Consider the following 22,011-nt stretch of genomic DNA (forward strand, 5'->3'; position numbering starts at 1 on the left):
ATGACTATGTCTTTGGGTTAAGTCACTTTTTTCCACTGCCTTTATCTGCCTTTCACCGCCTAATCTTCAGTATGTGGCACGAGAAACATCTTTTTCCTCCTGGAACCTGATCTTACGCAATCTTAACTTTTCCTTTTCGTTTCCTTTTAATTGCAAAGTCAGTATCATTCCTGACACAAAAAAAGTATCAGACATTGCCTAAGAATGGTTTGTCAGGTTTGGGGATCACATATGCAACAGGCCTCAAAAAATAAGGCTGGCCCGGCGAAAAATATTGTTATCGCTGGCGGTGGCTTTTTCGGCTTATATCTGGCGGAACAGCTAGCGTTAAAGGGTTGTCAGGTCACTATTTTTGAGAAAAGCCAACAGCTAATGTCACGCGCGTCATATGTTAATCAGGCGCGTGTACACAATGGCTATCATTACCCTCGAAGTATTCTTACCGCTTTACGATCGCGCCTCTCTTTTCCGCGTTTCGTTAATGAATTTCGTGACTGTATAGATGATGATTTTGCTAAGTATTACCTGGTGGCCGGGTCACTAAGCAAAGTCACTGGCGATCAATTCCTGCGTTTCTGCCAGCGAATTGGTGCTGAATGTGACGAAGCGCCAGCTTCAGTCAAACGTCTGATGAACCCGGCGCTGATTGATTCCGTGTTCACCACTCGCGAATATGCATTTGATTCCCACAAGCTGCGCGACCTCATGATTGAACGACTGTCAGCGGCTAATGTGCGCATTGTTACAGATGCGACGGTGGAAAAAGTCCGGCAGTATGGCGATGGGCTTGAGGTATTCACCTCAATCTCCGGTCAGCCCGAAACGGTTTATGCCGATCATGTGTTTAACTGCACCTATTCACGTATCAATTACCTTCTGGATGGTTCAGGGCTGGCATTGATTCCTTTACGTCATGAAATGACGGAAATGTGTCTGGTCGATGTTCCTGATGAATTTAAAAAAATGGGTCTGACGCTAATGTGCGGTCCGTTTTTTTCGGTCATGCCATTTCCTTCGGCACAGCTGCATTCGTTTAGTCATGTGCGCTACACCCCGCATAACCAATGGAGTGATGTCGCCAGTAAATCTTATGAAGATCCCCACATTAAATATGATCAGAGCCCGCGTCAGTCGGCATGGGGTCATATGCTGCGGGATGCACAACGTTATGTTCCCGGTTTGAGCGAATGCCAGTACCAGCGTTCAATCTGGGAGGTAAAAACAATTTTACCCCGTAGTGACAGCGACGATTCCCGTCCTATTCTTTTCCGTGCCAACCACGGTTTAAGAGGATTGCACTGCGTGATGGGTGGCAAAATTGACAATATTTATGACGCGTTGCATGAAATTGAGCGCCTGATTGAGCTGAATTAATAATGATAAAAAGTGAATCATTTGTCTCTGTGGTGATTGTTATCCAAAACCATCTGGAAAACATTTATGAGCCATTATCAAAACTTGGATCGCTGTTAGATGAGAACTACAGCGATTATGAATTAGTTGTTATCGCCCCCGGATTAAACACAACACATGCTGAAGTTGAAGACCGTGTGCTGAAACACATTCCCTGCGTGCGTATTATTCAACTTTCCAGCGCGGTGTTTTACGATGTTGCGCTGGCGGCGGGTCTGGAAAGTGCTATCGGGGATTTTGTCGTTCTGTGGAATCCATTGTCCGATCCGATCCATATCGTGCCGGAAATTGTGAATCAATGCCGTAGTGGTACTGATGTGGTGGTTGGGGTGTCGAGCCATGTACGCACACTACGTTACCGTATTATCCGTCGTTTGATGAATGTCGCGCTGCGCACTATCGATTATGATATTCCCCGTAATGCTACCGGCTTACGTTGTTTAAGTCGTCGGGCGGTTAATGCTGTGACGCGAATTGGTCGTTTTCACCATCAGTTTTACCTGCGCATTCAAAAAACAGGCTATCCAGCGGGCGAGTTGAAATATACCCCGTTTAAAGAGTCTGAAGGCGCTAACGTGGTTGAGTCTCTGCGACGTTTATTACGTTTAATGGTGTTTAACTCCTCTCGCCCGTTGCGCTGGATGTCCGTGCTGGGAATGTGTGGGAGTGTGGCGGGTTTTGTTTTTGCCTGTTATAGCGTGTTTATTCATCTGCTGAATGGCAATGTCGCGGAAGGATGGACGACCACTATACTGTTTATGACCTCATTATTTATCGTTCAATTCGTGATGATGGCGTTTTTTGGCGAATATTTAGGCCGACTACTGGACGAAAGTAGCGCCCAGGCTGAATATGCGGTGGTCTATGAGCGTAACAGCGAAATTATGGTGAATACCAACCGGGTAAATGTCATGGATACATCGCTGGCGCCGGAAGCCAATCACGTACAGACTGGCCGCGACAATTAATTTACTCAGAGGTTAACATGGACGCACTAATTGGATTTTCTGGTTTTGTTGGCACCACGCTGTTGAAGCAGCGTCATTTCGACTCGCTCTATCGCTCCACTAACATTGATGAGATTGTCGGCCAGACTTTCGATACCGTCGTTTGTGCTGGCGCACCGGCGCAAAAGTGGCTGGCGAATAAAGATCCCGCTGACGATTTACAGAAAATCGAAGCGCTGATCGAAAAATTAAAAACGGTGACCTGCCGTCAGTTTATTCTGATAAGCACTGTTGATGTATTTAAAGATCCGGTAAATGTGGATGAGGCGACCCCGATCGATACGACTGGGTTACACGCGTATGGTTTACATCGCTACTATCTTGAGCAGTTTGTCAGCCAGCACTTCCCTGATGCACTGATTGTGCGTCTGCCAGGGCTCGTTGGACCGGGCCTGAAAAAAAATATCATTTATGATTTTTTGCATGAAAATAACGTCGCGCAAATCGAAAGCCGCGGGGTGTTCCAGTTCTATCCCATGATCAACCTGTGGTATGACATCGAGATTGCCTTGCAGCATAAACTAAAGCTGCTGCATTTGACTGCGGCACCGGTAAGTGTGGCTGATGTGGCAAAACACGGCTTTGGCTTCGAATTTACTAATCATGTGCAGGCTAAACCGGGCAATTACAGTATGAAAAGCCGTTATAGCCATCTGTTCACCAGCGATGCAGATTATCAATACAATCGTCGTGAATCATTGATGGCTATTCGTGCCTATGCACAATCTGAAAACGGCGGGAAAGCTGGATGAGAATTTCAATCTCAAACATTGCCTGGGACCCGGCCGATGACGAGGCGGTCTGCCGCCTGTTACATCGCTGGCAAGTTGATGCTATCGATATTGCGCCCGGTAAATATTTTCCCGATCCATTGCAGGCTAGCGATAATGATATCGCCATAGTACGACAGCGCTGGGAACAGCAGGGGATTACACTGGCAGGTATGCAATCGCTGCTTTTCGGTACCCAGGGGCTGAATCTGTTTGCTGACACCGCTGTTCAGGCAAAGATGCTGAACCATTTGCAGGCTGTCAGCCGCATCGCAGCCGGGCTGGGTATCCCTGCTCTGGTTTTTGGCTCCCCCAAAAATCGCGATCGCCAGGGTTTAAGCGATGAAGCCACCTGTGACATCGCCAGCGATTTCTTCCGTCGCCTGGGCGATATCGCTCAACGCGAAGGTGTGGTGATTTGCCTGGAGCCGAATCCTGAATGCTATGGCGCTAATTTCATGACCGGAACGGCTGAAGCCGCAGCCATGGTGCGTCAGGTTAATCATCCCGGAATTAAAATGCAGCTGGATACCGGCGCTATTGCGATCAATCAGGAAAGCATCAGCGAGATCATGCAGCGAGATGCTGACATCATCGGTCATATTCATCTGAGCGAGGCAAACCTTATTCCACTCGGTCGTAGCGCGGTTGATCATACGACTGTAGCCGCAGCCATCAATCATGCCCTGCCACAACGGGTTGCCACCATTGAAATGCTGATGACACAGAACGAATCCCCTTTGTCTGCCATTGATGAAGCCTTAGAATTTGTGACCCGACACTATCGTGACTCAGCAGGAGCCGCGGTATGAAATGGTTGATCCTTATTTTTGGAATCGCATCCAATGCTTCCGCAAGCGTACTGATAAAGATGGCGATGACACCGCCTCGCAAGTTGCCGAGCCTGGCAGAGCCTTTGGCCGTATTGTCTAACTGGCCATTGTGGCTGGGTATTTTTCTTTATGGTATGGCTTTCCTTCTTTATGCCGCCGCACTGGCCTTCCTGCCATTAAATGTTGCTCACCCGGTGCTGACCTCAGGTGCCATTGCTTGTGTGGCGCTACTCTCAGTATTAGTGTTTCGTGAGCCAATTTACTGGTCAACCATTGCCGGGATTTTTATGGTGATGGCGGGCGTCGCCTTGATTACTCTAAAAGTTAAGTAAGCAGAAAATATTATGACTGAATCAATACCTCAAAACCTTCGTGCCGGTTGGGAAGTTCCTGCATTTGAGCGCCAGATGTGGCAGGGCAAAACACATGATTATTGTGTAGTGATTCCGGTAATCAATGAAGGTGAACGTATTCGTAATCTGCTGGCCCGTATGGCGGCGATTAATGTTGCGTCCTATGCTGACATCATAATTGTCGATGGTGGCAGTCGCGATGGTTCTCTGGAGCTGGAAGCGCTGAAACAGTTGCAGGTCAGCGGATTATTACTAAAAACCGGGCCGGGCAAACTCAGTTCACAGCTGCGCTGTGGTTATGCATTTGCGCTGGACCAGGGATATGAAGGCATTGTTACTATCGATGGTAACGATAAAGACGATCCCGATGCCATCCCGCAGTTTATTGCTGCATTGAAAGACGGTGTGGATTTTGTGCAGGCATCACGTTTTGTCAAAGGTGGCGTGGCTGAAAATACCCCTGCTTCACGCGACTTCGCGATCCGTTTTATTCATGCGCCGATGCTGAGTGTATTTTCAGGTTTTAAATGGACTGATACGACTCAGGGATTCCGGGCTTACAGCCGTAAAATGTTGCTTGATGCGCGTATCGCACCGTTCCGCGACATTTTTTCGACTTATGAGCTTCTTGCTTATCTCTCTTATCGCGCGCCAAAATTGGGTTTTCGTTGCCTTGAGATTGCGACTGTCCGTCGTTACCCGAAAGGTGAAGTTCCCACTAAAATTAGCGCTATCCGTGGTAACTGGTCAGTTTTGTCGATTCTGTTTGCTGCCTGCTTTGGTAAGTATAACTAAATATTAATTCTGCTATGATCAGGATGATTTATGTTTGCATTTTCTCGTGCTAATACTATCCAGACAGGCAATGCAAGAGCGGAATTATTTAATCTCGCTCAGTTGTTTGTTTTTATATTTTCCATTATTCTTACAGCAACAAGTCAGCAGCCACTTAATGTTGGATCAGTGGGTGGTGCTGAACAATGGGTAAATGTGCTACCGGACTTTTTTACTGGTCCGCAAGATTTTCTATTTAGTTATGGCCCATTATATTGGCTGAGTGGCAAGGTCGTTGTCCAATACTCCCTGCTTACGCATTGGCTCACTGCTATATTTATTAGTTTGTATGCTGCAATTAGCTGGGCAATCATGTTGCGTCTGGCTATCAGATATCGCGCTGTTATTCTTTTAGCGATAGTTTATGTTGGAGTCGTAAGAGTTTTCGATTCGGCAGCAATTTATTTTATCCTGCCGCTTTTTATCATAGTTTATTGTTGTTCAATAGGCCAGGAACGCTGGTTGGAAAATAAACGAGCATTGTTTTTTCTTGGGATTTTTATCTCGTTTTTATTTTACGTGCGTTTTTTTTATGGCATGGTTGCATTGCTTACTTTTGGTAGCTATTTTTTTTCGAAAGGAATAATAAAGCGTCAATTCTCAGCAGTGGTTTTTTTTACAATCACAGCTGTCATTTTCTATTTTCTATTCGGTCTTCTTATCTTTCATCATGCCAGCAGTATCATTGATTACACCGTTATCAATTCACAGCTTAACTTTGGTAACTCAGTTGATATGACGTATGATGTGCGTTTGAAAAACGCTACTTACATCATAATTTTTCTTGTTTTCGTTTGCTTTAATTTTTTTCTCGCTAAAAATATACCGGTATTGTTGTTGACCATTAATGGTCTTCTTTTGATTTTTTTAAAAATTGGATTTTCACGTGCCGATCACTATATAAATTATTTTATTTTTCCTGTTTCATTAATGTCTTTGGTCTTTATTATAAGTTCAAGGCGCAAATGGATTGCATTAGCATTTTTTATAGTGGCGTTGATGTTTACGATGGGGCGTATATCAATTTTCTCCGGAGTAAATAAACTCCCCTACTTGAATACGCATGAAGATTTTTCACAAAGCTATACTGACCGTGCCGCTGGAAAATACCCTCAATACATATTGCCTTCCGATATTGTTGCAAAAATTGGCAATCAAAAAATTGATGTCTACCCCAATAGCAATGAATATTTATTAGCTAATAAACTTAATTACTACCATCGCCCATCATTTCAAAACTATATGACATTGACACCGGTGCTGGATAATCTAAATGCTGACTTTTTTGCCGGTGATGATGCCCCTGAGTTCGTGTTGTGGACTGCGACCATGATGTGTACCGACCCTCATTGTGAGGCATATAATGATTTTGATAACAAATATGTCCTCAATGAAGACCCTCTGACGTCGACGGCGATATTGAGCCATTATCAGGTAATCCGTACTTTCCCAGGAGAAAGAGGAACGCCTGTTATGTTGTTGAAGAAAAAACCACAGAGCGCACCATTAACACCACAAGTCCTGGGCAAAGTGAGTTTGCATTTTGGTGAATGGATTCCTGTACCTAAATTCACTTCTGGTGCGGTAAAACTTAAACCAGAGCTAAATTTAACGTTGATGGCGAAATTACAAAATACGCTATATCGTGGTGGTATTCTCTACGTAAATTATAAACTGGGCAGTGGTGAAATTAAGCGTTATCGCCTGAATATTATTAATGCACAGAGTGGAGTCTGGGTGTCCCCCTGGCTTGATAGCTTCCCTCAGCAAGGAGAACGCGTCATTGAAGTGATGCTTGAGACACCGAATCGGCACTACTTCAAAGATGATTTCCAGGCGAGCTGGGAAAACTATCCTTTTGATAATATTAAAGTCGAAAACTCATCATTACAGACATTTACGGCTGAAAAACCTGCAGGGTTGTCTGAGATAACGACAACTTGTGATGCCAGTATCGATGCGATTGAACCGATACGTATGGTTCTTGACGGACAGACGAAAACAAGGCTGACGAGTGCGGGCTGGACCGCATTTTCTATCGAACATAATCAGCCTGCCGAACGGGCATGGTTAACATTGACCAATGATCAAGGGCAGCGCTTCTATGCGCCAATGACGCCTACTCCACGTGGTGATGTGGCGAATTATTTCCATAAGCCAGGTTTAATCAATTCCGGTTATAAAGTTGTGGCAGATGTCACGGATTTTAAAGGAAATTATCAGGTCGGTGTGTCAATTGCCGGTGATGGAAAACTGCTGCAATGCAGTAACTTCGCCAAACCTATCACACTTCAATAAGCCAGAACCTAAAAGGGAGCTTTCGCTCCCTTTTTTACACCCCCAGCCGGTCCCTTAATGCATACCAGGCAGCACCCATCGCCGTCAGGGGGATTTTAAAACGTCTGCCGCCCGGAAAGGGCAGGTGCGGCAATCTGGCGAAGGCATCAAAACGTTCCGCCTGGCCACGTAGCACTTCCGCAATCAGCTTGCCGGACAGATGGGTGCAGGTTACGCCATGCCCGCTATCGCCCTGCATAAAATAGACATTTTTCTCCAACTGGCCGAATTGCGGCATGCGCGACAGTGTTAGCAGGAAATTGCCGCTCCAGCGATAACTCAACTGCACATCACGCAGTTGCGGAAAGGTACGTAGCAATTTTGGCCGAATCAGCGTCTCAATATCATCGGGTTCACGCGCACCGTACACCACGCCGCCACCGTAGAGCAGGCGGTTATCGGCAGTCAGGCGGAAGTAATCCAGCAGATAATTACAATCTTCGACGCAATGATTGTTTGGCAGCAACCCGAGCGCCTGGTCGCGGCTGAGCGGTTCAGTGGTGACGATTTGCGAACCACAGGGCATGCTTTTGCGGCTCAGACGCGGTTCCAGCTGTGAAGGCAGATAGGCGTTTCCGGCGAAAATCACAAAAGTGGCGCTGACATCCCCCTGCGCGGTCTTCACCCGATTCGGTGTGCCATATGCCACTTGCAGTGCGGCGGACTGCTCATAAATACGCCCACCATGCCGACGAATCGCTTCGGCTTCACCCAGCGCCAGATTCAGCGGATGCAAATGTCCACCGCGTTTATCCAGCAGACCACCAACATAGCGATCGGTCGCCACTTCCCGGCGGATAGCACGTTCATCAAGCAGTTCTAAATCATGGTTGCCATAACGTGCCCAGCTGACTTTCTGACTGCGCAGATGTCCCATCTGGCGGTTGTTGAGCGCAGCAAAAATGCCTCCGGGTCGATAATCACAGGCGATGGCATAGCGATCGATGCGATCGCGAATAATGTCCGCCCCTTCGAACATCATGCTGCCCAGCATCTTCGCGGTATCTTTTCCATAACGCTGTTCAATCACATCAACATCGCGGCTGTAGGAGTTCACCACCTGACCGCCGTTACGGCCGCTGGCACCAAAGCCGATTTTCGCCGCTTCCAGCACCACCACATCATAGCCAGCCTCGGTGAGAAACAGCGCCGATGACAGCCCGGTAAAGCCGCCACCAATAATGCACACGTCACACTGAATGCTTTCCTGCAGTGCTGGCCAGGGCTGGTGCGCATTCGCAGTTGCGGCGTAATAACTCTCCACATGTTGCATCACAACCTCCTTATGCGCGAAACGTCAGAAATTTGCCGGAGAGTGGGCGCTGACAATCCGGCATGGCTGATCGGACATATTGGTAAAACTGTGTGGCAAGCCAGTATCGATCACGTAACTTTCACCGGCATACAGGTGATAACTCTGGCCGTTCACCACCAGGGTGATCTCGCCTTCCAGCACTGTCCCGGTCTCTTCGCCGGGATGGCGCAGTTTTTCACCGGTGCTGGAGCCAGGAGCATAATTTTCCAGCAGCATCGCCAGTGCGCGCTGTGGTACACCGTTATCAATTAATTGTAACGACACCCCAAGGCTACCGATCTCGACACGATCGTCAGGGCGGATAATCACCCGTGGGGTATTATCCTGTTTGGGTTCGGAAAAAAATTCCGACAGGGACAAGCCATAAACCTTGAGCAGTTTTTGTAGGGTGCTCACCGCCGGGCTGACTTTATCCTGCTCGATGGTGCTGATGGCGCTGTGAGTTAAACCGGATAATTCGGCAACGCGGCGCTGAGACAATCCCAGCTCCTGGCGGATTTGTGATAAACGTCGTCCGGGCGCCAGAGTGGCGTCGTTCATGGTCGTTTTTCCTTGTGATAACGAGCAGCAGCATGAATAAATGCTTCGAACAACCGGCGCGAAACCGGATCGTCGGTCGAATGCCACTCCGGATGCCACTGCACTGCCAGGGCAAACGGGTGCTGACGTAAACTCACCGCTTCTATCAGGCCATCGGCCGCGCGCGCCTCGATGCGCACCTGGGGACCGGGTTCGCGTATCCCCTGTTGATGGAGCGAATTCACCGTAAAAGCGGCATCGCTACCAAGCAACTGGCTGAGCAGGCCATCCGCTTCCGGTTTTACCTCATGTACCGGTGCGTACTGCTGTTCCAGTGGTAACGAGTCATCTTCACGATGTTCCTGGAACTGATGCGTCAGGTGCAGGTAGCGATGCAGCGCACCGCCGTTCGCCACCACCAGTTCCTGTAAACCGCGACAAATACCCAGTAACGGCATCTTTTTACCCATCGCGTGGGTGATAAGACCAAAAGCGAGACGATCGCGCGCCGGGTCGGCATGGGATTCCACCCCTTCCTCACCATAATGCCAGGGTTCAATGTTACTCGGGCTGCCGGTGAGCAAAATACCGTCCAGCAGCGTCATACTGTTTTCTAATAGATGAGGAGCTTGCATCAATTGATGTGGCAAAGGGAGGGGCAGGCCATCAGCGAGCACGATGGCATCAAGATACTTGTTATGAACGGTCTGACCCGGATGGCTGCCAATGTTGTTCTGGCACATCACTACGCCAATCAAGGGTTTGTCAAAAATAATGCCCATTACGTCTCCGCGTCGCTGTTCAATATTTTCGCCGATAATGCGCACTTGAGGTAAAAGTGTGCAATATATTGTCAATCTAGCAACCACCTGGCTAATCTTCAAACAGATTTGTTACATTTGCACACTTTTTGTGTTGGAGCTATGTTAGATGGGTGGCTGTTATTTTGAGCATTGCGCAAACCTGACAAAACGGTAAAGGGCGGGTGGGATCATGACGAACCTCGTGGAAGTAGAAGACTTCACGCGACATAGTGAAGAGAAGCGAACCAGCGCGTTCCAGCTGGAGGTGAAAACCTGGCTGGAACGCCATCCTGAAACGCAGTATGTCGATATACTTTTAAATGATCTGAATGGGGTATTTCGCGGTAAGCGCATTCCCGTCTCAGCGTTAGCAAAACTGGAAAAGGGCTGTTACTTCCCGGCTTCGGTCTTTGCCATGGATATTCTGGGTAACACCGTCGAAGAGGCCGGACTGGGACAGGCGCTCGGCGAGCCAGACAATATTTGCTTTCCTGTCCTGGGTTCTTTAATGCCCTCTGCTGCCGACCCCCAACGCGTTGCACAACTGCTGCTGACCATGTGCAACCAAGATGGCACTCCCTTTGACGTTGAACCCCGAAATGTCCTCAATCAGCTGTGGCAACAGTTGCGCAATCGCGGATTATTTCCGGTGGTAGCGGTAGAGCTGGAGTTCTATCTGGTCGATAAAAAGCGTGATGCAGAAGGGTATATCCAGCCGCCTTGTGCGCCTGGCAGTGATGAACGCAACATGCAAAGCCAGGTCTATTCGGTGGATAACCTCGATCACTTCGCCGACGTGCTGCGTGATATTGACGACCTGGCAAAACAGCAAGGCATTCCGGCGGATGGTGCGCTGGCCGAAGCCTCACCAGGACAATTTGAAATCAACCTGCATCACACGCGTGATGTGCTGAAAGCCTGCGATCACGCCATCCAGCTGAAACGCCTGGTGCGTCAGGTGGCGGAAAATCATGGCATGACCGCAACGTTCATGGCGAAGCCCTACGAGGAGTATGCGGGCAGCGGGATGCACGTACATATCAGTATGCTCGATGCGGCCGATCACAACGCCTTCTCACTGGATGATGGTAGCGATTCACCACTGTTGAAGCGTGCGCTGGCTGGGATGATCGATTTGATGCCGGCTTCCATGGCGTTGCTGGCACCAAATGTAAATGCGTATCGTCGCTTTCTGCCGGATGCTTTTGTACCGTTGCAGGCTTCCTGGGGACATAACAATCGCACGGTCGCGTTACGTATTCCCTGCGGCGATGTGGAAAATCATCGCGTGGAATATCGTGTTGCCGGAGCCGATGCAAATCCTTACCTCGTAGTGTCAACCATTCTTGCCGGTATTCTGCACGGTCTGGACAACGCATTGCCGCTACCGCATCCGGTGAAAGGCAATGGTCATGAGGCGGAGGGGCTGGCGCTGCCGATTCGGCAGAGTGATGCGCTGTATGAATTTGAGAACAGCTATCCGCTGCAAAAAATATTGGGGGAGCGTTTCAGTGCCGTCTGGCATAGCTGCAAACAGTACGAACTGATGCAGTTTGAGCGGCTGATCACCGCAACCGAGATTGACTGGATGCTGAAGAATGCCTGATCGCAGGAAGAATAGCGGCAACATCTTGTATTGAAGCCAGTAATTAAGGCAAAATATGCGCCCTGCAAAATACCAATATAACCGACGCTTATCGCGTCGGTTATTTTTTGCAGAGTGATTTCACCATAATTTAACCGAGGCCGGACACGCATCCGGATAGATAGACACTGAAACACGCGTTGCGCGTGAGATTTTGAGGATACAAAGATGGGGCTGTTTACAACTGCACCAGCGCAGGCTGGTTCTCGCTTTCGTGATGACTACGGCGCTGCGGTAAGCACAAATGCTTATCAACCCACCTCCTGTCGCAATTTGCGCAGTTTCCCTGTGGTACAACCCAGTCCGGTTGTTGCTGTAGGGGGCCTGAACAATGTCGCTTAATACCTCTAGCGCACCACAGCGTGCACATCTGAAAAAATCCCTGACCTTGATCCCGGTGGTCATGATGGGCCTGGCATATATGCAGCCCATGACCCTGTTTGATACCTTTGGCATTGTTTCAGGTCTGACTGACGGCCACGTCGCCACAGCGTATGCGTTCGCGCTGATTGCCATTCTGTTCACTGCTATTAGCTACGGTAAGCTGGTACGCCGCTTCCCATCTGCGGGCTCCGCTTATACCTATGCACAGAAGGCCATCAGCCCACATGTTGGCTTTATGGTGGGCTGGTCATCACTGCTGGACTATCTGTTCATGCCGATGATCAACATCCTGCTGGCAAAAAGCTATTTTGAAACGCTGGTGCCGGGCATTCCGTCGTGGATTTTCGTGGTGTTGCTGGTGGGCTTTATGACGCTCTCCAACCTGCGTGGTATCAAAACCGTTGCTAACTTCAACAGCCTGATTGTGGTGTTGCAGGTTCTGGTGATGATCGGGATTACCGCGATGGTGATCTACGGTGTGGCGCACGGTGTAGGTGCAGGTACGCTGACCAGCTCGAAACCGTTCTGGTCATCTGACGCCCATGTGGTGCCGATGATCACCGGTGCGACTATCTTGTGTTTCTCATTCCTTGGCTTTGATGGCATCAGTTCGCTGTCGGAAGAGACCAAAGACGCTGAACGCACCATTCCGCGCGCGATTTTCCTTACCGCGCTGATCGGTGGCGTGATCTTTATTGCGGTGTCTTACTTCCTGCAACTGTACTTCCCGGATATCTCGCGTTTCCAGAATCCGGATTCCTCTCAGCCGGAAATTATGCTGTTTGTGGCAGGTAAAGCGCTGCAGGTTGGCATCCTGATCTTCTCGGTGGTCACGGTGCTGGCATCTGGCATGGCGGCACACGCGGGCGTTTCCCGTCTGATGTATGTGATGGGGCGTGATGGTGTGTTCCCGGAGCGTTTCTTTGGCTATGTACACCCGAAATGGCGTACCCCGTCACTGAACGTGCTGCTGGTGGGCGCGATTGCATTGCTGGCGATTAACTTCGACCTGGTGACCGCAACGGCACTGATTAACTTCGGTGCGCTGGTAGCGTTTACCTTTGTTAACCTGTCGGTGATTGCGCAGTTCTGGATCCGTGAAAAGCGTAACAAAACGCTGAAAGATCACTTCCACTATCTGGTGTTGCCGGTACTCGGTGCGATGACCGTCGGCGCGCTGTGGATTAACCTGGAAGAGACCTCGATGGTGTTAGGTCTGGTGTGGGCAGCGGTAGGGATTATCTACCTGGCGTTTGTGACCCGCACCTTCCGTAACCCGGTGCCGCAGTACAGCGAAGAAGTATAAATCAAAGTGGTGCGCGGTAACGCGCACCACTACGTTATGTTCTGAATGTAATTACGAAACCAGTTCCTGCGCATATAAATACAGCGATTTTAGCAATCCCAGCTTTTCGTTATTTCCTTCATGCAAACTCGCCAGTGACTCCAGCTCCAGCAGGAATGCCTGCACACGCTCGGCGTTCAGCGCTTCGCGGCGATGCTGTAACCAGCGCTGCTGCTCGGCATCATCCAGCGTGCCCGGAAAGTTGCGCGCCCGGTAGCGGAACAAAAGCTTTGCAATGCGCTTATCATCAAAGGTTAAATCCAGCGCGGGCAGATTCTGTGCCGGTGTCTGACGCACGATATTCATTGCTGCCCGGTCGGCATCACTGAAGAAACCGTTATACAACTGCGCATCCACATCATCTGATGGGGTAAACGGCTCGGCCTCTGCAAATAACGTCACTGCTTTTTCCCGCACTTCCGCATGCTGACGCAACAGCGCAAGGTTTGCCAGGCAGGCCTGGCGATCGATATTCAGCCGCTCAGCATCTTCCGGGCGTAGGGTGTTGGCCGGGGCCAGCACCGGGCATTTATTGATATGTACCAGTTTGATGGGGACTGCCGCACGATCGCCCAGTTCGCTATGGCGGGTGTACAAGCGTTCGCGCAGTTCATCAGGAGACAGCTCAAGCAGTGGCGTCATGTCCCCGGCCAAATCGGCCACGATCAGCGCGTTACGGTTATCCGGGTGCCATGCCAGCGGCACAATCCAGCTGGTGTTGCCCCGCGCCGCGCCGAACATCCCTGAAACATGCACCAGCGGCTTCATTTGCGGGATGTCGATAAGCGTCATCAGTTTCTGTTTATTGCGATGGGTAAACAGGAACTCAAACAGTTTCGGTTGCTTCTCTTTGACCAGCTTTGCCATTGCCAGCGTGGCATAGACATCCGACATCGCATCATGCGCCTGCTCGTGCGCCACGCCGTTCGCTTTGGTCAGATGTTCCAGTTTAAAGCTGGGGAAGCCGTCATCATTTTCCGGCCAGATAATGCCCTCCGGGCGCAACGCATAGCAGGCGCGCATCACATCCAGCAAATCCCAGCGCGAGTTACCGTTCTGCCAACTCCAGCCGTAAGGATCGAAGAAATTTCGATAGAAAATGTTGCGGGTGACTTCGTCATCGAAGCGGACATTGTTGTATCCCAGCACGCAGGTCTGCGGCTCGGTAAACAGGCCATGGATACGCTCGGCAAAGGCCGCTTCCGTTACGCCGCGTGCCTGCGCCGTTTGCGGGGTAATGCCGGTGATCATCACGGCTTCAGGTTGCGGCAGATAATCATCTGCCGGCTGGCAATAAAACACCTGCGGTTCACCTATGGCATTGAAATCTTTATCAGTACGCAACCCGGCAAACTGCGCCGGTCGATCCAGCGAGGGGCTCTTGCCGAAGGTTTCGTAATCGTGGACTAAAAAGGTGAATTCGGAGGCGGGCACGGCGTTATCCTGGCAATGTAAAATCAACGCACAGAATAGTCGTCCGGCTGGCACAGTACAACCTTCCTCCACCGCTCTGCGCGTCCGCGCGCAGAATTTGTCCTCAGTTCATACTTTTTTTCAATTTATTCAAACCTCTTAAAGGCATTTGCCGTACAAAGTGCGGCGGTAAATTCATTTTTTGAGGAAGAAGTGTTGAAAAGGCGTCTGCTGGTAACTGTATCTGGAATGATTTTTTGGGCATCGCTGGCGCAGGCTGACAACAGCATGCCATTCCCCCTGACGCCTCCGTCGATTGATGCGGCTTCCTGGGTCCTGATGGACGCGACTACCGGGCAGATTCTCACATCCGGAAATCCCGATGAGGAGCGCAACCCGGCCAGTCTCACCAAACTGATGACCGGCTACGTGGTGGATCGGGCTATCGATCAGCACAAAATCACGCGCGACGATGTGGTTACTGTTGGCAAAGATGCCTGGGCTGCCGGCAACCCGGTGTTCAAAGGCTCCTCACTGATGTTCCTTAAGCCTGGCGATAAAGTGACGGTGCGTGACCTGAGCCGTGGGGTGATCATCGATTCAGGCAACGATGCCTGTGTGGCACTGGCTGATTACGTTGCGGGCAGCCAGCAAAACTTCGTCACCATGATGAACAGTTACGTGCAGAAACTGGGCCTGACGCATACCCACTTCGAAACCGTTCACGGCCTGGATGCGCCGGGTCAGCACACTACCGCCCGCGACCTGGCGGTGCTTTCTCGCGCCATTATCAGTGGCGAACCCGATTTCTATGCCATGTACAGCGAGAAAACCCTCACCTGGAACGGCATCACCCAGAACAACCGTAACGGTCTGCTGTGGGATAACAATCTGCATGTTGACGGCCTGAAAACCGGCCATACCGAAACCGCCGGTTTTAACATTATCGCCTCAAATATCATCGGCCAGCATCGTCTGATTGCGGTGATTATGGGGGGTAAAAGCTCTAAAGGACGTGAGGATCAGGCGCGTAAACTGCTGATCTGGGGTCAGAATAATTTCGATACCGTTCAGCTGTTCCATGCGGGCAAGAAAATTGGCACCGAAAACGTCTGGTACGGTAATCCGCATCAGGTGGATGTCGGCACCATCCAGGACATCTATCTGTCGCTACCGCGTGGCGAAGTACAAAACGTGAAAGCGAAATACGTCATCGACCGCAAAGATCTGGAAGCGCCATTGAAGGCCAACGAGCAGGTGGGTGAGATTCAGGTGATGGATAAAGATAAGCAGCTGGCGAGCTATCCGCTCTATGCGCTGACAGCGGTAAATAAAGCCGGGATCGTGACGCGTATTGAAGATTACCTGAAGCAAAAACTGTAAGCATGGTCTAACTTCGGTATCAGCATCCCCATTTGCTGATACCGAGGTGAATCATGAAAACATCTGTCGTTGATCGTCCGGCGCAAAGCTGGGTCGGTTATCGCCTGAAGGGACCCTGGCAGGAAACTGTGCCGCAGGGTTTTGGGCAGCTGAAGGTGTGGGCGGCGCGTCATGGCTTCTCCGGGGAGTGGATGGCCATTTACTATGGAAATCCCCAGCAGTTACCGCCTGAGGAGTTAGAAGTGGAAACCGTGCTTACGGTTCCTGCGGATTTTGCCCTCGCGGCGGGGGACAATATTCAGCACGGTACGCTGGCGGGAGGGTACTACTTCCATACCTGCCGGGAAGTGACCAATAACGACTTCTTCGCCGCCTGGAATGAGTTGTTCGTGCTGTTGCAGCAACGCAGTGACTGGCAAATCGATGAACGCCCCTGCTATGAGCATTATCTTTCCGACGGTTCGCAAAGCGGCAACTGGCTGCTCAACATGTATATTCCGGTGCGGCCCTGCTAAAAAAGAGCATGTCGTTACATCTATGTTTCGATTGGGAAAAATGGATGTAGCGCGCATGTTGGTTTTTGTAAGCAGTCGTCAAAAAGTCAGTAAAAATGCGCGTCAGGGCTTAAGCGATCCTGTTTTGCCAGGGTAACATAGCGCGCAAAAATTTCCCGTTCCCGGACCATCATGTTACACGCTGATAAGCCTATTTCATCCATTGAGTTCTGGCTCTACCGTCATTATCGCGCCGTGCATGGCGTGCGTATCGCCATCGCTTTTGTCCTGAGCTTTTTGTTTGTCCGTCTGACAGAGATCCCGGAAGGAACCTGGCCACTGATTACGCTGGTGGTAGTGATGGGGCCGATCTCGACCTGGGGAAATGTCTTTCCTCGTGTGGTCCAGCGTATCATTGGCACCTTTGCGGGTGCGGTCTCGGGACTGATCGCCCTGAAGCTGGAACTGATCTCACTGCCGGTGATGCTGGTCTGGTGTTTTGCGGTGATGGTGGTGTGCGGTTATCTCACCCTTGGCAAACATCCGTATATGGCACTGCTGATAGGCATCACCCTGAGTGTGGTGGTTGGCGCACCGGCCGGGGACTTCACCGTGGCGATGTGGCGCGGCGGGGATGTGATTCTGGGCTCGCTGATGGCACTGATGTTCACCGCCATCTGGGCGCAGCGTGCCTACATTCACTGGCGTATCCAGCTCTCCGATGCCTTTATCAATATGGCGAAAATTCATCACACCGGGTTTTCTGCCAACCTGGTGGATAAACCCCGGCTGAATAAACCGTTTCAAAAACTGCTCACCAGCGTGATCAAAATGCGCGCGCTACTGGAACCCGCCAGCAAAGAGACGCGCATTCCAAAATCGGTGTTTGAAGCGATTCAGACCATAAACCGTAATATGGTTAACACCATGCAGATGCAAATTGATGCGTGGTGGGCGTCACGCGAGAGCCATTATCTGTTACTGAATGCACCCGCGTTACGCCGCACCCAGCAGATGACGGAAAACACCCTTAAGGCACTGGCGGTGCTGATGGTTAAAGGGGAGACGGAACAGGTCACGGCCAACAGCCATGAACTGGGCAACATCATGCAGGAACTGGAGCAACTGATTGCTAATGGCAGCAAGCAGCTGGAGACCACCTCGATTTATGGCTATGTCTGGCTGAGCCTTGAACAGGCGCGCCAGCTGGAGCGAATGACCGATCTGGTACGTCTGGCGTTACGTAAATAGTTTTCGCGGCAATGACTTAATGTGAATCGCCCTTTCTTTGCGCTAAGATAAGTCCCTGTCCGATTTTAGCTGTGAAAATTGCTTACGAGGCTGGCAAGCCGCTAAGCTAAAGATACCCGTCATACTTCAAGTTGCAGGTGCGTTGGCTGCGCTCATTCACCCCAGTCACTTACTTCAGTAAGCTCCTGGGCTTCATTCTCTTGCCGCCTTCCTGCACCTCGAAGTATTTAGGGTATATGACTATTCCGCCTGCTCAGGCAGGCCCAAAGAAAGGTGCCAACATGGAAAATGCCAAGCAATCATTTCAGGACGTTCTGGAGTTTGTGCGTATGTTTCGTCGTAAAAACAAACTACAGCGCGAAATTACGGACAACGAGAAGAAAATCCGTGATAACCAGAAACGTGTGTTGCTGCTGGATAACCTGAGCGAATACATCAAACCGGGCATGAGCGTTGAGGCGATTCAGGAAATTATCGCCAGCATGCGCGTAGACTATGAAGACCGCGTGGACGAGTACATCATTAAAAACGCGGATCTCTCCAAAGAACGCCGTGAGCTGTCGAAAAAGCTCAAGGCGATGGGTGAACCCAAGCCGCAATAAGTATTCGGGGGCCGAAGGCCCCTGAATGTTTTTCCGTCGCGACTATTCGCGCAGCAGCCGTCTTGCCAGCACCTGCAACTGTTGCGCCACCTCGGCGAGATCTGACTTTTCCTGTTGCGGCGCTGCCGTGGTTTCCCGCACCACCAGCGTGGTTTCCAGTGGCTGCTCGTCGTGGCTCGCACCGTCCAGGCGCGCCAGCAGCCGATCAACACTGATTGCACCGAGCTGCTGCAAATCCTGACGCACCGTAGTCAGTGGGGGCTGGTACCAGGCGCTCTCCACCGTGTCATCATAACCAATAACGGCTATCTCAGCGGGAATCTGCACGCCATGCTGATGCAGCGCGCGCATTGCTCCGAGCGCCATCTGATCGTTCGCCACCAGCAGCGCCTGCGGCAGGTGATGCGGTAACTGGCTGAGCAATGCCTGATAACCTGACGCCGCGCTCCAGTCGCCTTCCAGCACGCAACAGGTTGTCAGTCTATGGGTTGCCAGCGCCTGCTGCCATGCCTGAAAGCGTGCGCGCGCAGAGGCTGAACTTGCCGGACCGTTCAGCACCCCAATCTGGCGGTGGCCGAGCGCTACCAGATGATCCACCGCCTGGCGTGCGCCAGATTCACTGCGATACTGACATTGCATGACCCGGGCACTACGCTCAACATCAAGAAACAGGGCAGGTTTATCACCACATTGCTGCTGAATCTGTTCTGCTGCGCTGGCGTCCAGCGGCAGATTGATCAGCAGTGCATCAACCCGCTGCGCCAGCAGTTCATTGACCGTGTCCTGAGCGCTGCCTGAAGCCATGGCAATCACCAGATGGTAGCCAAGTACTGCGGCACGTTGCTGGATGGCTGAGGCGATCTGCGCCGGTGCCATCAGAGCCAGGTCACTGGTTGCCAGCCCCAGCGTGCGGGTGGCTTTACCGGCCAGTTGCTGCGCCACGCGGTTCGGTACATAGTTTAGCTGCAGCATCGCGGCTTCAACTTTTTCCCGGGTACGCGGGGAGACCTGTGCGGAGCGGTTAAGCACGCGGGAAACGGTTTGGTAGGAAACCCCCGCCAGTTGAGCGACGTCATCGAGGGTTACGGAGCGCGAAGTCATTGAACTCTCCTGAAGATGATAGCGGCGAGTGTAGCAAATTTTTCCCTGTCGGCGTGGTCTTAAGGCGTACACTGCGAGAGATAACCTGAGGAGAACAACATGCAACTCAATAAGGAACACATTCACGATATCAACACACTGGCGCAGTGGCTGGCGCTGGATCATATGCCGCATCAGGGCACGCTGGAGGCTGACCTGGCCATTCTGGCCGGGCATGCGGTGCTGCCGAATATTGAAGGTGTGGTGGCGCTGGCAAAGAAATACCAGCTGCCGTTATTAATCAGTGGCGGGATTGGTCATTCCACGCCGTTACTGGCACAGATGATGGCCGCGCATCCGCTGTATCGACAGATTGATACCCGGGGCAAAAGCGAGGCCGCCATGCTGGGTGACATTGCACGCGTCTTTGCGGCATTGCCTGACGATCAGCTGCTGCTGGAAGAAAAATCACGCAACTGCGGAGAAAATGCTGCGTTCAGCCAGCAGTTGCTGGATGCCGAGCAGTGGCTGCCGCAGCGGGTGATTCTGGTGCAGGACCCGTTGATGCAACGTCGTACCTGGGAAACCTTTCGCTGGCAATGGCGCGATCGCACGGATGCGCCGGAATTTATCAGCTGGCCGGTGTTTATCCCGCAGGTGATTATTGATTCAGGGATGTTACGTATCACCGGCGCGCCGCCACAGGGGCTGTGGTCCATGGAGCGGTTCCTGTCGCTGCTGATGGGTGAGGTGCAGCGGCTGCGTGATGATGAGAACGGTTATGGGCCGCGTGGCAAAGGATTCTTTGGTCATGTTGATGTGCCGGAAGCGGTGGAAGCAGGCTGGCAACGGCTGATGCGCCTGCCAGGGGTGCAGTCGCGCATCAGCCAATAATCGTTAAGCGGTTAATACAATCTTCCCGACGTTAAGACCCTCTTCCATGCGCTGATGGGCGGCACTGGCTTCGGCAAGGGGATAGACACTGTCAATGATGGGCATCAGTCCGTCGTGACCAAATTCTGCCAGCCAGCGCTCACGGAAGCGCTGTGACATGGCGTGTTTAACCGCCTGGCTGCGCGATTTCATCACGGTGCCGATAATTTGCAGGTGGCGATACAGCAGCCGATCCAGCGGAATTTTCGCGTTTTCGATGCCGCCCATAATACCAATTTGCACCAGACGGCCACCAAAGTTGAGTGCATTGACGTTGCGTTCGAAGTAGGGCGCGCCAATGAAGTCGAGGATCAGGTCCACACCGCGATTCTCCGTCAGGCTGGCGACCACCTCGGCAAAGTCTTCATGCACATAATCGATGGCATAATCCGCCCCCATACGGCGTACCAATTGATGGGCGCTGCCCTGGGCTGTGGTAATGACCGTTGCGCCCAGGGCGTGCGCCAGCTGGACCGCCGCACCACCCACGCCACCGGCACCGGCATGGATCAGCACCGTTTCCCCCGCCTGTAATTTGCCCAGGTGGATCAGCGCTTCATTCGCCGTGACAAACACTTCGGTGATGGCGGCGGCCTGAACATAGTTGAGGCTGTCAGGGATGGGCATCGCCATGCGGTAATCAATGCGTGCAACCTCGGCGTAAGCACCCCCGCCGACAATCCCCATCACCCGGTCACCGATGCTAAAGCCGGTAACTTCAGCACCAACCGCAATCACATCCCCGGCGATTTCCAGCCCCATTAGGGTAGAATCACCAAAATCGGGCCGACCATAGCCACCACGGCGATGGGTGAGGTCGGCGCGGTTAACGCCTGCGGCGCGGGTACGGACCAGCAGGTCATGAGGGCGAAGTGTCGGTTCCGGCACCTCGCAAAGTTTTAATACCTCTGCCGGTCCAAACTGTTCAAAAGTAATGGCTTTCATCGCGTTATCCTTAAATATCAATTAGCCTGGTCGTCAGCAAACGTGGCGTTGGCATAAGCCGACGCGGTAATCGCGGCGGGGAAACCGGCGTAGAACGCCAGATGGGTAATCACTGCGCTCAACTCGGTTTTCGTCAGGCCATTTTCGATACCGCGACGTAAGTGCGCGGGCAGCTCATTGGCATGATTCAGGGCGATCAAACAGGCGATGGTGATCAGACTGCGGTCACGCGGGGCCAGATCGGCATCCTTCCAGACTTCTGAATACAGCGGTTGCTCAACGAAATCCGCCAGTTTGGGTGTAAAGGGACGGGCGGCCGCACGCGGGCTGGTGAAATCAATCGGTTTCATGG

General features: G+C 51.5%; 21 protein-coding genes. 14 read left to right on the forward strand and 7 right to left on the reverse strand.

Features of this window, described 5'->3' with window-relative positions:
• Positions 1–231: 231 nt before the first annotated feature.
• Genes RCF31_RS00465 through RCF31_RS00495 form a run of 7 tightly spaced genes read left to right on the forward strand, consistent with a single transcriptional unit; the run spans position 232 to position 7,508 of the window.
• Positions 232–1,374 carry an NAD(P)/FAD-dependent oxidoreductase gene (locus tag RCF31_RS00465; RefSeq protein ID WP_416412114.1) on the forward strand — a complete coding sequence of 381 codons (1,143 nt, stop codon included), beginning with the start codon at positions 232–234 and terminating at the stop codon, positions 1,372–1,374.
• 2 nt (positions 1,375–1,376) lie between these two features.
• Positions 1,377–2,381 carry a glycosyl transferase family 2 gene (locus tag RCF31_RS00470; protein WP_299449302.1) on the forward strand — a complete coding sequence of 335 codons (1,005 nt, stop codon included), beginning with the start codon at positions 1,377–1,379 and terminating at the stop codon, positions 2,379–2,381.
• A gap of 17 nt (positions 2,382–2,398) precedes the next feature.
• Positions 2,399–3,172: a pyridine nucleotide transhydrogenase gene (locus RCF31_RS00475; RefSeq protein ID WP_416412115.1), complete on the forward strand. Its 774-nt coding sequence runs from the start codon at positions 2,399–2,401 to the stop codon at positions 3,170–3,172.
• A complete protein-coding gene (locus RCF31_RS00480) occupies positions 3,169–4,002 on the forward strand; it encodes a sugar phosphate isomerase/epimerase family protein (protein ID WP_416412116.1) in 834 nt (277 codons plus the stop codon). The genes RCF31_RS00475 and RCF31_RS00480 overlap by 4 nt, the downstream gene beginning before the upstream one ends.
• Entirely contained in the window at positions 3,999–4,355 is a 357-nt protein-coding gene (locus RCF31_RS00485) for an EamA family transporter (RefSeq protein WP_299449309.1), read from the forward strand. Before RCF31_RS00480 ends, RCF31_RS00485 begins: the two co-directional genes overlap by 4 nt.
• 12 nt (positions 4,356–4,367) lie before the next feature.
• A complete protein-coding gene (locus RCF31_RS00490; protein ID WP_416412117.1) occupies positions 4,368–5,171 on the forward strand; it encodes a glycosyltransferase family 2 protein in 804 nt (267 codons plus the stop codon).
• 30 nt (positions 5,172–5,201) lie between these two features.
• Positions 5,202–7,508, forward strand: a complete 2,307-nt coding sequence (locus tag RCF31_RS00495; protein WP_416412118.1) for a hypothetical protein — start codon at positions 5,202–5,204, stop codon at positions 7,506–7,508.
• Between the two features lie 34 nt (positions 7,509–7,542).
• Here RCF31_RS00495 and RCF31_RS00500 read toward each other — a convergent pair whose 3' ends face one another.
• From RCF31_RS00500 to puuD, 3 genes are read right to left on the reverse strand one after another with little or no spacing between them, the layout of a single operon-like run.
• Complete coding sequence (locus RCF31_RS00500) at positions 7,543–8,820, reverse strand: NAD(P)/FAD-dependent oxidoreductase (RefSeq protein ID WP_416412119.1); 1,278 nt, start codon at positions 8,818–8,820, stop codon at positions 7,543–7,545.
• Positions 8,821–8,844: 24 nt separating this feature from the next.
• Positions 8,845–9,402 (reverse strand): HTH-type transcriptional regulator PuuR, encoded by a 558-nt coding sequence (puuR, locus tag RCF31_RS00505; RefSeq protein WP_299449327.1) that lies wholly within the window; start codon positions 9,400–9,402, stop codon positions 8,845–8,847.
• A complete protein-coding gene (gene puuD / locus RCF31_RS00510) occupies positions 9,399–10,163 on the reverse strand; it encodes a gamma-glutamyl-gamma-aminobutyrate hydrolase (protein WP_416412120.1) in 765 nt (254 codons plus the stop codon). The genes puuR and puuD overlap by 4 nt, the downstream gene beginning before the upstream one ends.
• 211 nt (positions 10,164–10,374) lie before the next feature.
• On the opposite strand from puuD, the gene RCF31_RS00515 reads away from it, so the two are divergent.
• Together RCF31_RS00515 and RCF31_RS00520 are read left to right on the forward strand one after the other, a co-directional pair.
• Complete coding sequence (locus tag RCF31_RS00515) at positions 10,375–11,790, forward strand: glutamine synthetase family protein (RefSeq protein WP_299449333.1); 1,416 nt, start codon at positions 10,375–10,377, stop codon at positions 11,788–11,790.
• Positions 11,791–12,160: 370 nt separating this feature from the next.
• On the forward strand, positions 12,161–13,519 hold the full coding sequence (locus RCF31_RS00520) for an APC family permease (protein ID WP_299449336.1): 1,359 nt from the start codon (positions 12,161–12,163) through the stop codon (positions 13,517–13,519).
• A gap of 51 nt (positions 13,520–13,570) precedes the next feature.
• Here the strand turns inward: RCF31_RS00520 and sbcB are convergent, their stop codons facing one another.
• A complete protein-coding gene (gene sbcB / locus RCF31_RS00525; RefSeq protein WP_416412122.1) occupies positions 13,571–14,992 on the reverse strand; it encodes an exodeoxyribonuclease I in 1,422 nt (473 codons plus the stop codon).
• 195 nt (positions 14,993–15,187) lie between these two features.
• Here sbcB and dacD point away from each other — a divergent pair, with 195 nt between their 5' ends.
• The 4 genes from dacD to tmaR all read left to right on the forward strand — a co-directional run bounded on the left by dacD (position 15,188) and on the right by tmaR (position 18,701).
• On the forward strand, positions 15,188–16,354 hold the full coding sequence (gene dacD, locus RCF31_RS00530) for a serine-type D-Ala-D-Ala carboxypeptidase DacD (RefSeq protein ID WP_416412123.1): 1,167 nt from the start codon (positions 15,188–15,190) through the stop codon (positions 16,352–16,354).
• A gap of 53 nt (positions 16,355–16,407) precedes the next feature.
• Positions 16,408–16,869: a GyrI-like domain-containing protein gene (locus RCF31_RS00535; protein WP_299449341.1), complete on the forward strand. Its 462-nt coding sequence runs from the start codon at positions 16,408–16,410 to the stop codon at positions 16,867–16,869.
• A gap of 171 nt (positions 16,870–17,040) precedes the next feature.
• A complete protein-coding gene (locus tag RCF31_RS00540) occupies positions 17,041–18,099 on the forward strand; it encodes an FUSC family protein (protein WP_416412124.1) in 1,059 nt (352 codons plus the stop codon).
• A gap of 281 nt (positions 18,100–18,380) precedes the next feature.
• The gene (gene tmaR, locus RCF31_RS00545) at positions 18,381–18,701 is read left to right on the forward strand and encodes a PTS system regulator TmaR (protein ID WP_013509702.1); all 321 of its coding nucleotides are present in this window, start codon (positions 18,381–18,383) and stop codon (positions 18,699–18,701) included.
• 42 nt (positions 18,702–18,743) lie between these two features.
• Here tmaR and RCF31_RS00550 read toward each other — a convergent pair whose 3' ends face one another.
• Complete coding sequence (locus RCF31_RS00550; RefSeq protein ID WP_416412125.1) at positions 18,744–19,802, reverse strand: LacI family DNA-binding transcriptional regulator; 1,059 nt, start codon at positions 19,800–19,802, stop codon at positions 18,744–18,746.
• A gap of 99 nt (positions 19,803–19,901) precedes the next feature.
• On the opposite strand from RCF31_RS00550, the gene RCF31_RS00555 reads away from it, so the two are divergent.
• On the forward strand, positions 19,902–20,675 hold the full coding sequence (locus RCF31_RS00555; RefSeq protein WP_416412126.1) for a YdcF family protein: 774 nt from the start codon (positions 19,902–19,904) through the stop codon (positions 20,673–20,675).
• Between the two features lie 3 nt (positions 20,676–20,678).
• Here RCF31_RS00555 and RCF31_RS00560 read toward each other — a convergent pair whose 3' ends face one another.
• Together RCF31_RS00560 and RCF31_RS00565 are read right to left on the reverse strand one after the other, a co-directional pair.
• Positions 20,679–21,659, reverse strand: coding sequence for an NAD(P)H-quinone oxidoreductase (locus RCF31_RS00560; protein WP_416412128.1), 981 nt, complete (start codon positions 21,657–21,659; stop codon positions 20,679–20,681).
• Positions 21,660–21,676: 17 nt separating this feature from the next.
• Positions 21,677–22,009 carry a carboxymuconolactone decarboxylase family protein gene (locus RCF31_RS00565; RefSeq protein ID WP_299449354.1) on the reverse strand — a complete coding sequence of 111 codons (333 nt, stop codon included), beginning with the start codon at positions 22,007–22,009 and terminating at the stop codon, positions 21,677–21,679.
• Positions 22,010–22,011: the final 2 nt, after the last annotated feature.

Source organism: Pantoea sp. App145, from assembly GCF_047947045.1.
Classification (GTDB): Bacteria; Pseudomonadota; Gammaproteobacteria; order Enterobacterales; family Enterobacteriaceae; genus Pantoea.